The following is a 13,753-nucleotide window of genomic DNA, read 5'->3' on the forward strand; positions in this document are numbered from 1 at the left end:
GGTCCAGAACGACACTGGCTAGTCGACCAGGCCGCGGAAGGACCGCAGCGCCACGGACAGCGTGGCCAGGTCGAAGCGCTCGTTCTCCTGGATCTCCGACAGAGTGATCCCGGCGCGCTGCACCCGGTCGCTGTTCTGTTCGATCCACGCCGCGATCAGCTCGGAGGGCTCCTGCGCCGGACCGCTCTCCAGCACCCGCGCGGTCAGGTCGGCGTGCGCCGCGTACAGGTCGTCGCGCAGCGAGGAGCGCGCCGTCGTCACCCACCGGTCGTCGCGCGGCAGGTCGATGACGCGCTCGCGCCACCAGCTGATGTTGAGCCGGTCGGCCAGCTCGAAGTAGAGCTCGGCGACCTTCTCCACCGGGCGGCCGGTGCGCTGGGCGATCTCCACCAGGTCCAGGGTGGAGTAGGCGGGCACCATCACTGCCACCCGCTCGGCCAGCTCGGTCGGCACACCCATCGACGTGTAGCGGTCGCGGCGCTCGACGAAGGCCTCGCGGTCGCGGCCCCGCAGCAGCTCGACCAGCTGCGGCAGCAGCTCGCCCACGCCGTCGGCGAAGTAGCCGATCTCGCTGCTGATGTCGAAGGGGAAGGTGCGGTTGCGCAGCAGCCAGCGGGCGGAGCGCTCGGCGAGCTTGCGCGCCTCCAGCAGCAGGACGAGCTGGCTGTCCATCGAGATCTCGTGGTCCAGCTCCTCCAGCCCGCTCCAGAACCGGCGCAGCCCCAGCACGTCCTGCACCACCAGGTAGGCGCGGGCGATGTCGGCGGAGCTGGAGCCCAGCTCCTCGTTGAGCCGGAACGCGAAGGTCAGACCGGAGCGGTTGACCATCTGGTTGACGACCTGGTTGACGATGATCTCCCGGCGCAGCGGGTGGGAGTGCACGCCCTCGGCGAAGCGCTCCGACCGCAGGGGCGTCGGGAAGTACGCCGTCAGGGTGTCGTTCAGGTAGGGGTCCTCGGCCAGGTCGGACAGGTCGAGCTGGTCCTTGAGGCTGATCTTGGTGTACGACAGCAGCGTGGCGAACTCCGGGCTGGTCAGGCCCCTGCCCGCCGCGCGCCGCTCCGCGATCGTCTTGTCGGAGGGCAGGTCCTCCTGCTTGCGCTTGAGCACCCTGGTGCGCTCCAGGTGGCGCATGTACCGGCCGTGGACGTGCAGCATCTGGCCGTCCTGCTTGCGCGCGGCGGCCAGCACGGTGTTCTGCGCGTCGTTGTTGTCCAGGACCAGCTCTGCGACCTCGTCGGTCATGTCGATGAACAGCTGGTCGCGGTCGGCCTTGTCCAGCTTGCCCGACCGCACCTCGCGGTCCAGCATGATCTTGATGTTGACCTCGTGGTCGGAGGTGTCCACACCGGCGGAGTTGTCGATGAAGTCGGTGTTGATCCGGCCGCCCGCGCGGGCGAACTCGATCCGCGCGTCCTGGGTCAGGCCCAGGTTGCCGCCCTCGCCGACCACCTTGACGCGCAGATCGGCGGCGTCCACGCGCAGCTGGTCGTTGGCCTTGTCGCCCGCGTCGGCGTGCGTCTCGGTACCGGCCTTGACGTAGGTGCCGATGCCGCCGTTCCACAGCAGGTCGACGGGCGAGGTGAGCACGCACCGGATCAGCTCGTCCGGCGTGAGGCTGTGCACACCCTCGTCGATGCCCAGCGCCTCGCGCACCTGCGGCGTGATCGGCACGGACTTGGCCGTGCGCGGGTGCACGCCGCCGCCCTCGGAGATGAGCTTGGGGTCGTAGTCCTCCCACGTGCTGCGGGGCAGGTCGAAGACGCGCTTGCGCTCCACCCAGGAGGTGTGCGGGTCGGGGTCGGGGTCCAGGAAGACGTGGCGGTGGTCGAAGGCCGCGACCAGCCGGATCTGCCGGGAGAGCAGCATGCCGTTGCCGAACACGTCGCCGGACATGTCGCCGATGCCGACGACGGTGAACGGCTCCTCCTGCACGTTCACGCCCATCTCGCGGAAGTGGAACCGGACCGACTCCCAGGCGCCGCGCGCGGTGATGCCCATGGCCTTGTGGTCGTAGCCGACCGAGCCGCCGGAGGCGAAGGCGTCGCCGAGCCAGAAGCCGCGCTCGGTGGAGATGGCGTTGGCGGTGTCGGAGAAGGTGGCGGTGCCCTTGTCGGCGGCGACCACGAGGTAGGAGTCGTCGCCGTCGTGCAGGACGGTGCGCTCGGGGTGCACGGTCTCGCCGTCCACGAGGTTGTCGGTGACGTCGAGCAGGCCGCTGATGAACTGCTTGTAGCAGGCCACGACCTCGGCCATCACCTCGTCGCGGGTGCCGTTCTGGGGCAGTCGCTTGCACACGAAGCCGCCCTTGGCGCCGCTGGGGACGATGACGGAGTTCTTGACCATCTGGGCCTTGACCAGGCCCAGGATCTCGGTGCGGAAGTCCTCGAAGCGGTCCGACCAGCGCAGTCCGCCGCGCGCGACCGCGCCGAAGCGCAGGTGCACGCCCTCCACCCGCGGGGAGTAGACGTACATCTCGAACCGGGGCCGCGGGTGCGGCAGGTCCGGGATCTCCTGCGGGTCGAGCTTGAGCACCAGGTAGGGGTGGCCCTGGTAGTGGTTGGTGCGCAGGGTGGCGCGGATGGCCGCCAGGAACGAGCGCAGGATGCGGTCGTGGTCCAGGCTGGCCACGGCCTCCAGTTCGCCCTCGACCTTGCCGACGAGGACGTCGGCGCGCTCGTCGCGGCCCTCGCCGGGCTGGTCGGGGTCGAAGCGGGTCTCGAACAGCTCGACCAGCAGGTTGGCGATCCCGACGTTGGCCACCAGCACGTCGGCCAGGTACTCGGGCGTGAACGTGGACCCGGTCTGGCGCAGGTACTTGGCGTAGGCGCGCAGCACGGTGAGCTGGCGCCAGTCGAGGCCGGCCCGCACCACCAGGGCGTTGAAGCGGTCACTCTCGCCCAGGTCGCGCCAGGAGGCGTCGAAGGCCTCCTCGAACAGGCACTTGAGCCGTTCGGGGGCCAGGTCGGACTCGGGGATGGGGCCGAGGCCGAAGTCGTAGATCCACACCCGGCCCACGTCCCGGATGGTGACGTCGTAGGGCCACTCGTCGACGACCTCCACGCCCAGGTTCTCCAGGACGGGCAGGACGCGCGAGAGCGAGATGGGCTCGCCGATCCGGTAGAGGCGGAACCGCCAGCAGCCGGGGTCGGCGTCCTCGCGCTGGTACAGGACCGCGGAGAACTCGCCGTGGCGCCGCCCGGGGTCGGTGCGGGCCAGGAGCTTCTCCAGCTCGCGGATGTCGCCCGCCGCGGTGGCGGGGCTGTTGTCGACCTTGTAGGCCTCGGTGAGGCCGCCCGAGTAGCGCTCCTTGAACTCGGTGGCGCGCACGGGGCCGAAGGCCGCGGCGAGGGCGTCGTCCAGGTCCAGGTCCCAGGAGCGGGCCGCCTCGCGGACCTTCTCCTCCAGGGCGACCTGGTCGATGTCGGCGAGGGTGCGCCCGTGCTGGGCTCGGGCCACCAGGTACAGGCGGGCCAGCGGGGCGGAGCCGATGAGCACGTTGTGGTCCATCGTGGCGCCGTGGAAGGCCTCGGCGAGGACGTTCTGGATGTCCAGGCGGACCCGGGTGCTGTACTGGTCGCGCGGCATGTACACGAAGCAGGACATGTACCGGCCGCCGTAGGGGTCGCGGCGCATGAACAGCTTGGTGCCGCGCCGGTCGCGCAGGCGCAGGACGCCGCGGACGATGTTGTACAGCTCGCCCACGGGGATCTGGAGGAGTTCCTCGCGGGGGAAGGTCTCCAGCAGCTCGATGAGGTCCTTGCCGTCGTAGCTGTCGGCCTCGAACCCGGCCAGGGCCAGCACCTCGGCCTGCTTGCGGCGCATGATGGGGATCTGGGCGATGCTGGTGGTGCTGGCCTGGGAGGTGAACAGGCCGAGGAACCGGCGCTCGCCGACGATGTTGCCCTGGGCGTCGAACTTCTTGACGCCGATGTAGTCCAGGTACTTGGGGCGGTGGACCGTGGCGCGCGAGTTGGCCTTGGTCAGGACCAGGATGTAGGGCTCGCGGGCCTTGCCGCGGATCTCGGGGGGCAGGGCGGCGAAGCTGGTGGAGGCGGGCGAGTCCATGCGCAGGACGCCCAGGCCGGAGCCGGGCTCGGGGCGCAGGGAGTCGTCGCCGTTCTCGTCGGTGACCAGGGTGTACTCGCGGTAGCCCATGAAGGTGAAGTGCCGGCCCGCGATCCAGCGCAGGAAGTCGACGCTCTCGCCGATCTCGCGCGGGTCCACTCCCCCGGCCACGAGCCGGTCCGGGTAGGCCGCCAGCTCGTCGGCGATCCGGATGGCCCGGTCGCTCATCTTGCCGGCGTCCTCGTCCACGTAGCGCACGTCGGCCAGGACGGACTCGACGCGGGCGGTGATCTCGCGCAGGCGCTCGGGGTCGGGCTGCGGGTCGATCTCGATGTGCATCCAGGACTCGTCGATCGGCAGCAGGCCCTCGCCGCCGCTCTCCGGCTCCACCCGGACCAGGCGGCCCTCCAGGTCGCGGCCGACGGTCATCTGGGGGTGGATGATCAGCCGGACCCCCGCGCCGAGGTCGCTGAGGGCCATGGTGACGGAGGAGACGAGGAAGGGGGCGTTGTCGGTGACGATCTCCACGACGCCGGTCTGCTGGTCCCAGCCGTCGCGCTCGGCGTCGGGGGTGTAGACGCGGACCTTGGCCCGTCCGGCGGCGCGCCGGGCGCCGAAGGAGCGGTGGGCCTCGGCCGCGCCGCAGATCTGCTCGGCGGAGCGGCCGCTGATCTCCTCGGGGTCCGTGTGGCGGTAGTACACGGGGAGGAAGCGGCGGACGGCTTCGGCCTCCTCGGGGCTGATGCGCGCCCCGGGGGACCACTTGGCGGCCGCCTCACTGAGCAGCTTCTGGAGCTGGACGTCGGATTGCCCGGACATAGGGATCTCTCACTCCTTTGTGAGCAACGTCGCACGAGTGCTGGCAGAACGACCGGTCATACGACCTGTGAACTTCTGGGCGACTGCGTGATTCGGTGTGAACTCCCTGGGCCGCAAGGAGCCCACGACCGTGGTGGTTCGGATTGGGGTCGCGGGGCGCCGGACCTCGTTGTCCCCGCCCCGCCCGGTGCCAAGGCTACTGGCTTTCGGGCCCGGGGGCAGGTCCAACACCGTTACAGGGTGGTTGCGGAGTGTTAGAAACAGATTGCGGTGATCGGTTGCTGCGTACACGGGCCACCACCTACCCCCCGGGCAGGGGGGACATGTCGTTACCGAGCCGTTGCCTGCTGGACCGCGGTCATCACGGCCCGGGGGTCGGTCAGGTCGGGCAGGACGACGACCGCTCCGGCCTCGCGCAGCTGGCTCTCCGTGGTCGAGCCGTTGAGCACCGCGACCGGGGTCGCGCCGCCGATGACGGCGGCGCGCACGTCCGGGGCGGAGTCGGTGATGAAGACCGTCTCCTCCTCGGGGTAGACCCGGCCGCCCTCGCCCGCGGCGTGCAGGCGGATGGACTGGATGAGGCTGGACTTGGGGTAGTTGACCGAGCCGTAGCCGCCGATGGCCAGGTTGAGGTAGGTGTCCAGTCCGAAGGCGACCAGCTTGGCCGTGGCGTTGGCGCGGGTGCTGCCGCTGACCACGGTCTGGACGGTGTCGGGCATGGAGGCCACCGCCGCCAGCGAGGCCGCGGCGCCGGGCATGACGCGGCCCTTGGAGAGCAGCTCGTCCGAGCGGTTGCCGAAGGACTCCTCCAGGGCGTCGAGGAACTCGCCCAGGGAGCCGGTGTCGGGTTCGACGTCGACGTAGTTGCGGGCGCAGAACTCGAAGAACATCTCCGAGTCGGTCCGGCCCGCCGACGAGGTCAGGTAGACGAGGGGCTCACCGGTGACCTTCTCGAAGGCCTCGGCGTAGGCCGCCCTCGTCACCCGTCCCACGTCGAGGAGGGTGAGGTCGATGTTCCATAGCACCAGGCGGCTGATGGCGAACTCCTCGGGACGCGACGGGGGTGGGGCCCCTCCATCTTGCCGTATGGGCGCACGAGGGCGGAAACCTCCGTCCGGGTGCGGCCGGGAGGCGGGGGGTCGGGGGGTGTGCGTTCGCGCTCACCCCCCGGCAGCGAGCCCCCGGCCGTCGCCCTACGGCTGCGTGGTCGTGGCCTCGTCGACCAGGTAGCGCAGCTCCTGGACCGCGAACCACATCAGTTCGTGGTCCTCCGCCGCGCCCGAATCCGGGTCCTGTACCGACGCCGCCACGTCCGCGGCGGCGTCGGCGTCGTCCACGTGCGCCGACGCCAGCTTCTTGAACGGAACGGCCCCGGTGACCCTCACCCGGACCACGCCCCGCCCCGCGCGGCCAGCGCGCTCGACGACCCGGTCGGGCATGTCCGCGGCCAGCACCACCCGTCGCCGGGGGGCGCCGGGGTCGGCCGCCAGCAGCGCCAGCGACTCCCCCGCGGCGGCGTACATCGCCTCGTACTCCGCCTCCTCCACGTCCTCGTCCGGGCCGGGGTCGGCCGCGAACGCGGTCAGCGGCACGCCCTCCAGCCGCCCCTCCTCCAGCAGGCGAGCCAGGGCGGGGATGGTGCTGGGCAGGAAGACGTACATGCGAGCGGCTCTCCAGGATGTGGGCTGAACACACCAAGTGTGCCAAACCCGGGGCTCAGGCCGCCCGCTCCCCGGGCACCGGGGGCGCGCCGTCGCCGTCCGGCGCCAGGAAGCGCTCCAGCTCCAGCCGCGTGGTGTCCACGTCGGTGTGCAGGATGCCGGTCATCCCGAGCTCCTCGGCCGTGCGGACGTTGTGCTCCAGGTCGTCGATGAACACGCAGTCCTCGGGCCGCAGGCCGATCCGCTCGCAGGTGTGCAGGTAGATGCGGTGCTCGGGCTTGCGCATCCCCACCTCGCCCGAGATGACCACCGCGTCGAAGGTGGTGTCGAAGTGCTCACGGGGATAGCAGTTGCCCCAGGAGTTCGACAGCAGGGCGGTCGCGGCCCCGGCGGTCCTGGCCTCGCGCAGGGCCTCGTACATGTCGTGCACGGGATCGAAATCGCAGAACATGCGGTCGATCAGCCCCTCGGCGACCACCGGACCGCCGTGGGTGCAGCGCAGCAGGGCCGCCAGCTCGCGCTCGAACGCGCAGGTGTCGATCTCGCCCCGCTCCAGGGCGTGCACGAGGTTCTCCCCCTCGACGCTGCCGTCGAAGTAGGGGCGCATGACCTCGTGGTAGTGCTCGACGTCGATGCGGTCGGCGTGCAGCCAGGCCCGGATGCCCACGGGCAGCGGCGGTGTGAGGACACCGCCCCAGTCGCAGATGACCCCTCGCCGGGTGCCGTCCATCCGATCCCCTCCTCCGGTCGTCGGTGACCTCTCCCCCAGACGCCCGCGGGTCGGGCGGGGAAGCGTTCTTCCCGTTCCCCGCCCGTTTCAACCCCCGGCGAAACCCGGCCGGTCAGGTGGTCAGCCCGGTACCGATCTCCACGTCGGCCGCGGGGATGTCCACCGGCAGCTTCCCGGAGGGCTTCACCTGTCCGGCGATGACCCGCGCGGCGGCGGCCCGCGACACGTCCACGGACGAGTACACCGCCACGAACGCCTCCGCCTCCGGGAAGGCCGCCAGGTCGTAGGGCGTGCCCTGGGACACCACGACCACCGGCAGCCCCTCGGCGCGCGCGGCCTGGACCAGGCCGCTCTGCTCCGAGGCCCCGCTGCCGCCCCCGGTGCCCACGACCACGGCGTCGGCCCCGCTCTCCACCACGTCGACGCCGGCCTCGGTGAGCGCGGCCGAGATCTGCTCCGCGCCCACGCCCTGGACGCGGACACCGCTGCCCTCGGCCAGGGGCAGCAGGTCGCCCTCGTTGCGCAGCAGGGTCGCGGAGGCGTCCGCCACGCGCTGGGCGGCCTCGGCGTGCCCGGGGTCCTCCAGGACCGCCGCGGCGCCCTGCGGGTCCACCGGTTCGGCCTCCAGGATCCCGCGCTTCTCCTTGAGCGCCAGGACGCGCAGCGCGGACTCGTCGATGCGCTCCTCGCTCAGGCGGCCCTGCTCGACCGCCTCGCGGATCGCGGACACCGCGGCGGCGGGGTCCGGCGGCATGAGCAGCTGGTCCACGCCCGCCTCCAGCACGCGCACGGCGATCTCGCCGTCGGCGTGGCGCTGGCGCACGCCCTCCATGTTGAGGGCGTCGGTGGTCACCACGCCGTCGTAGCCCAGTTCGCCGCGGAGGATGCCGTCGATCAGCTCCGGGGAGATGGTGGCGGGCTCGGGGTCCTCGCTCCCGTCCAGTTGCGGCATGAGCACGTGGGCGGTCATGACGGCGTCCACGTCCGCGTCGATGGCCGCCCGGAACGGCGGCAGGTGCTCGGCCTCCCACTGCTCGCGCGGCATGTCGATGACGGGCAGGCCGCTGTGGCTGTCCACGTCGGTGTCGCCGTGCCCGGGGAAGTGCTTGACCGTTGGCACCACACCGGCGCCGGAGTAGGCGCCCGACTCGGCGACGGCCATCTGCGCGACCAGGTCGGGGTCGGAGCCGAAGGAGCGGATGCCGATGACCGGGTTGCCGGGATCGGTGTTGACGTCGGCGTCGGGCGCGTAGTTGAGGTTGATGCCCAGGGCGGTGAGCTCCTCGGCGGTGGTGGAGGCGCGCAGCTCGGCCAGTTCGGTGTCGCGGGTGGCGCCGACGGCCATGGCGTCGGGGAAGCGGGTGCCCACGGGCAGCCGGGCCACCAGGCCCTGCTCCTGGTCGATCCCGACGAACAGCGGAACGCCCTGCCCCTGTTCGGCGGCCAGGTCCTGCACGCCCGCCGACATGGTGGCGATCTGCTCGGCGTCGGTGAGGTTGGCGTCGAAGTAGATGAGGCCGCCGGGCCGGTAGGCCTCGATCTGGGCGGCGTTCTCGGCGGCCGAGGTGCCCTGGGCGGTCAGGACGAGGAGCTGGCCGATCTTGTCGTCCAGGTCCATCTCGGAGAGCAGCCGGGGTGCGAGCACGGGCTCGAAGGGTTCGGCCTCGGCCGACGGCTGGGTTTCGCGGTCCTCCTGCGAGGAACCCACCTCCTCTGTGGTGCATGCGGTGGCGATCAGTGCGAGTCCCACGCAGGCCGGGGCCAGGGCGTGCGGAACGGACAGTTTCATGGCGGACTTCATCTCCGGCGAAATCGTGGGTTCGCCGCCGGAGAATACCCGTTGCGGCAGGCCCGGAGACGGAACCGCCGCCACGCGTGCCCGCGTGGCGGCGGTTCGGGGCTCCGTCGAGCGGTGTGCGCGGGTCCGGGTCCGCGCACCCTTCAGGCCCAGGTGAAGAGGGTGTCCCCCCGGTCGACCGACCCGCTGACCACCTCGCCCAGCGCGTCGGGCGAGGCGTCCAGGGCGACCACCGGGACCACCGACGGCCTCCCCTGCGCGGCCACCGAACCCGGCGACCAGCGCACCACCGGTGTGCCCGGCTCGACCCGGTCGCCCTCGGCGGCCAGGAGGGTGAACCCCTCCCCCGCCATCTGGACGGTGTCGATGCCCAGGTGGACGAGCACACCCCGGCGGTGGTCGGGCGCCATCACCACGAACGCGTGGTGGTGCAGCTTGACCAGGGTCCCCGCGATCGGGGACACGGCGTCCTGGACGCCCTCCTGCCCGCCCTCCTGGCCGGGCTCGGGGTGGACGGCGACCCCGGGGCCGACCATCGACTGGGAGAAGACGGGGTCGGGCACCGTTTCGAGGGACAGCGCCGTTCCGGGCACGGGGGAGAGTACGCGCAGCGTACCGATCACATCTGACATGGGGGGTGTCTTCCCTCCCTGGAGGGTTTGATCCTTCCTGGCGGGGCCTGTTAGAGCAGGTCCCGAATGTCGTCGGTGAGGACGTCGGCCTCGGGACCGACCACCACCTGGACGACGTTGCCCGAGATCAGCACGCCGTGGGCTCCGGAGGCCTGGAGGGCCTTCTCGTCCACGAGACCGGGGTCGGCCACCTCGGTGCGCAGCCGGGTGATGCAGGGCTCGATGTCCTCGATGTTGTCCGCGCCGCCCAGACCGGCGATGATCGCCGCTGCCTTGTCCGCCATGTGTCCTCCGTGTTCTGCCGTGGAACGGGGTGTACCCGAAACCTGAGGGCGAGCTTAGGGGCGGCGCACCGCGCGCACCAGGGTCGGGGGCCGGACGGGGTGTTGCGCTCCGCTCAGGAGGTCTGCGTGACCTTGTTCAGGCCGCGCGGGACGTCGGGGTTGTAGCCCAGGCGGCGGGCCAGGCGCTCGGTGAGCAGCTGGGCGGGGACGATGAGGTTCATCGGGGACACCCACTCGGGCACGTCGGGGACCGGCACGGACACGTCGCTGGCGGCGGCCAGGGCGTCGCCGCCGCCGAAGCCGAAGACCGGCGCCCCGGCGGAGCGGACGCGCTCGGCGAGGGAGACCGTGCCCTGGAGGGTCGGGCCGGTGGGCGCGGCCACCAGCAGGGCGGGGGTGCGCGGGTCCACCACGGCGATGGGTCCGTGCAGCAGGTCGGCGTAGGACAGGCCCATGGCGTGGAGGTAGCAGGCCTCCTTGAGCTTGAGTGCGGCCTCCAGCGCGGTGGAGAAGGCCAGACCGCGGCCGGAGATGACCGCTCCCTGCACGGCGACCATCCGCTCGACGATCTCCTCCAGGGCGTCCGAGGGCGCCGCGAGGGTCTCCTCGATGCCCTCGCAGACGCGGGTGAGGTCGCCGGGGTCCAGGTCGGCGCCCAGGCCCAGGGCCAGGACGGCGAGTGCGGCGAGCTGGGTGCTGTAGGTCTTGGTGGCGGGCACCGCGACCTCGCTCCCGGCCCGGGTGACCAGGGCGACGTCGGCCTCGCGGGCCAGCGGGGACTCCGCGCCGTTGGTGACGCCGACGGTGCGTGCGCCGCAGTCGGCGGCCCAGCGCATGGTCTCCACGATCTCCTCGGTCTTGCCCGACTGGGAGATCGCGACGGCCAGGACGTCGGACAGGTCGATCCGCGCCCCGTAGGTGGTGGCGATGGACGGCGAGCCCAGGGTGGCCAGGCGGCCGGTGTGCGCCTGGAGGAGGTAGCTGCCGTAGACCGCGGCGTTGTCGGAGGAGCCGCGGGCGATGAACAGCACGTGCCTGGTGCGGCGGCCCAGGGCCTCGATCTGGGGGCGCAGCGGCAGGAGTTCGGCGAAGGTGCGGCGCAGCGCCTCGGGCTGCTCGGCGATCTCGGAACGCATCACGCTCGTGGTGGTCATGGAGGGCCTTTCCTGTGGGTGGCGCGGGCGGTGGACGCGGCGGAGCGCGTGTCGGGCTGGCGGACGGCGGGCAGGGGTGTCGAGCGGGTGGAGCGGACTCCCGGACGGGCCCCCGGTCCGCCCCGATAACAGGTGCGAACCGCCTGCCCTTGGGTGGATTGACACGCGGTCGGAGCTGTGGTCTAGTCCGGACTATACCAGTCATGTCCGAATCGTCCCGGAGGTACCCGGACCGGGTGCGCCGGACACGCAGGGTCCGTCCGCGCTAAGGTCTGACGCCAACCCACCCGCCGACCGAGAAGGCCGCCCGCTCCATGTCGATCGACCCCAGCAACCCGCTGCCCAAGTACAGCCAACTGCGCGACCTGCTCCTGGACTGGATCACCGCGGCGGGGCTGGGCGTGGACGACATGATCCCCTCCGAGCGCGAGCTCAGCGCCACCTACGGGCTCTCGCGGATGACCGTCCGCCAGACCATCGACCTGCTGGTGGCCGAGGGGCGGCTGTACCGGGTCCCCGGCAAGGGGACCTTCATCGCCCGTCCCAAGATCGAGATGTCCCTGGTGCTGGCCTCCTTCAGCGAGGACATGCGCGCACGCGGCTTCGAACCGGGAGCCCGCGAGCTGATCCGCCAGGTCATCCCGGCGAGCGGGCACACCGCGCGCATGCTCGACATCGCGCCGGGCACGCTGGTGCACCACATCGAGCGCATGCGCACCGCCGACGACGAGCCGATGGCCGTGGAGCGCTCCAACATCCCCGCCGCCATGGTCCCGGGCCTGGAGGACTACGACCTCGCCGAACGGTCCCTCTACGAGGTGCTGGAAAACGAGTTCGACATCCTGTTGGATTCCGGGGAACAGACCATCGAGGCCGGGATCTGCGACTCGGCCGACTCCCGACTCCTCGGCCTGCCAGCTGGGAGCCCGGTGCTGGTGATGCAGCGCCGGAGCTTCGCCAACGGACAGTGCGTGGAACTGGCACTGTCCACCTACCGAGCCGACCGCTACCAGCTGCACTCCCGGCTGGACCCCCGGCGGCACGGCGACTGAAGTCCCGCGCCCACGAGGCGCGTGTCCGAGGAAGGACCCCCCATGAGTTCGGACCAGACCCCGACACCGACCGCGTCGCAGCCCCCGGGCGGCGCGGGCCGGTCCAAGCGCGGCTCGTCCACGCTCGCCGTCCTGCAAAGGCTCGGCCGCAGCCTGATGATGCCCATCGCGGTCCTGCCCGCCGCCGCGATCCTGCTCCGCCTGGGCCAGCCCGACCTGCTCGGCGCGGACGGCTTGGCCGGGCTTTCCGGGATGGGCTGGATGGAGCCGGTCGCGGGCGCCGTCGGCATGGCGGGCGACGCGGTCTTCCAGGCCCTGCCGCTGCTGTTCGCGATCGGTGTGGCGATCGGGTTCGCCAAGCGCGCCGACGGTTCGACGGCCCTGGCCGCGGTCGTGGGCTACCTGGTGTTCGACCGGGTTGCCACGTGGACGATGGTGACCTTCGACGGTGCCACGGGCGACCTGGGGTCGCGGCTGACCACGTACCCGCTGGCGGTGGACCCGGTGACCCGCCAGCCCGTCACCGATCCCGAGGCCGTCAACGCGGTCATGCCGGTGATCAACCACGCGGTGAAGAACCCGACCGACGTGCTCGGCGGCATCGCGGTGGGCCTGGTGGCGGCCGTGCTGTGGCAGCGCTACCACCGGATCAAGCTGCCGACCTGGCTGGGCTTCTTCGGCGGCCGCAGGTTCGTGCCGATCGTGACGGCGCTGGCCGGTCTGCTGATGGGCGTGGCCCTCGGCCTCATCTGGCCGGTCGTGGGCGGATGGATCCAGGACCTGGGCGAGGGCATCATCGGTGCGGGCGCGGTGGGAGCCGGAGCCTACGGGGTGATCAACCGCCTGCTGCTGCCGCTGGGCCTGCACCACGTGGTGAACTCGTTCATCTGGTTCGTGTCGGGCACCTACACCGCTCCCGACGGCACCGTGACGCACGGCGAGATCACCCGTTACTTCGCCGGAGATCCGGACGCGGGCGGCCTGCTGTCCGGGTTCTTCCCGGTGCTGATGTTCGGCCTGCCCGGCGCGGCGCTGGCGATGTGGCTGGCCACGCCCAAGGCCCGGCGGACGCAGATCGGTTCGATCATGATCCCCGCGGCGCTGACGGCGTTCGCGACGGGCATCACCGAGCCGGTGGAGTTCGCGTTCATCTTCGTGGCACCGGCGCTGTTCGCGGTGCACGTGGTGCTGACCGGCGTCTCGATGGCGGTGCTCAACGCGGTGGACGCCCAGTTGGGCTTCGGGTTCTCGGCGGGCCTGATCGACATGCTGTTGAACGCCACGAAGGACAACACCCAGGGGCTGGGGTTGATCCTGTTGCTGGGCCTGGTGTACTTCGCGGCCTACTTCGGGATCTTCTACCTGCTCATCACCCGCCTGAACCTGCCCACGCCGGGCCGCGAGCGCGACCCGGACGAGCCGGGCGAGACCGTGCGGGCGCACACCGAGACCAACACCGGCGAGGACCCGCCGGAGTCCGGAGGTCCATCGAAGGGCGGGACGGGTTCCTCCGGCTGATCCGCCGGGGCGTCCGCGGGCCCGCGGCCCGGAACCC

Annotated in this window: 9 protein-coding genes and 1 pseudogene; 2 read left to right on the plus strand and 8 right to left on the minus strand. The window is 71.6% G+C overall.

The annotated features are described in order from the left end of the window. Positions 1-18 precede the first annotated feature (18 nt). The 8 genes and pseudogenes from ACSTA4_RS23700 to ACSTA4_RS23735 form a co-directional block, all read right to left on the minus strand. Positions 19-4,887 (minus strand): NAD-glutamate dehydrogenase, encoded by a 4,869-nt coding sequence (locus ACSTA4_RS23700; RefSeq protein ID WP_444961077.1) that lies wholly within the window; start codon positions 4,885-4,887, stop codon positions 19-21. Positions 4,888-5,216: 329 nt separating this feature from the next. Next, entirely contained in the window at positions 5,217-5,912 is a 696-nt protein-coding gene (locus ACSTA4_RS23705) for an HAD family hydrolase (protein WP_444961078.1), read from the minus strand. A 168-nt stretch (positions 5,913-6,080) separates the two neighbouring features. Continuing rightward, positions 6,081-6,548 (minus strand): DUF6912 family protein, encoded by a 468-nt coding sequence (locus ACSTA4_RS23710; protein ID WP_416023154.1) that lies wholly within the window; start codon positions 6,546-6,548, stop codon positions 6,081-6,083. 55 nt (positions 6,549-6,603) lie between these two features. Next, entirely contained in the window at positions 6,604-7,278 is a 675-nt protein-coding gene (locus ACSTA4_RS23715) for an HAD family hydrolase (protein WP_444961079.1), read from the minus strand. 112 nt (positions 7,279-7,390) lie between these two features. Continuing rightward, a complete protein-coding gene (locus ACSTA4_RS23720; RefSeq protein ID WP_444961080.1) occupies positions 7,391-9,067 on the minus strand; it encodes a glycoside hydrolase family 3 protein in 1,677 nt (558 codons plus the stop codon). Between the two features lie 152 nt (positions 9,068-9,219). After that, positions 9,220-9,708 (minus strand): PTS sugar transporter subunit IIA, encoded by a 489-nt coding sequence (locus tag ACSTA4_RS23725; protein ID WP_212642989.1) that lies wholly within the window; start codon positions 9,706-9,708, stop codon positions 9,220-9,222. A gap of 50 nt (positions 9,709-9,758) precedes the next feature. Continuing rightward, positions 9,759-10,004: pseudogene (locus ACSTA4_RS23730) on the minus strand (glucose PTS transporter subunit EIIB); the annotation flags it as partial. A 101-nt stretch (positions 10,005-10,105) separates the two neighbouring features. Next, positions 10,106-11,146, minus strand: coding sequence for an SIS domain-containing protein (locus ACSTA4_RS23735; protein WP_248771862.1), 1,041 nt, complete (start codon positions 11,144-11,146; stop codon positions 10,106-10,108). Positions 11,147-11,460: 314 nt separating this feature from the next. Between ACSTA4_RS23735 and ACSTA4_RS23740 the strand changes: the two genes are divergently transcribed. Both ACSTA4_RS23740 and ACSTA4_RS23745 read left to right on the plus strand, forming a co-directional pair. Further along, the gene (locus ACSTA4_RS23740; RefSeq protein WP_013154738.1) at positions 11,461-12,198 is read left to right on the plus strand and encodes a GntR family transcriptional regulator; all 738 of its coding nucleotides are present in this window, start codon (positions 11,461-11,463) and stop codon (positions 12,196-12,198) included. 42 nt (positions 12,199-12,240) lie between these two features. Next, a complete protein-coding gene (locus ACSTA4_RS23745) occupies positions 12,241-13,716 on the plus strand; it encodes a PTS transporter subunit EIIC (protein ID WP_444961081.1) in 1,476 nt (491 codons plus the stop codon). The last annotated feature ends 37 nt before the right edge of the window (positions 13,717-13,753 follow it).

The sequence above is a fragment of the Nocardiopsis sp. M1B1 genome, assembly GCF_052466615.1.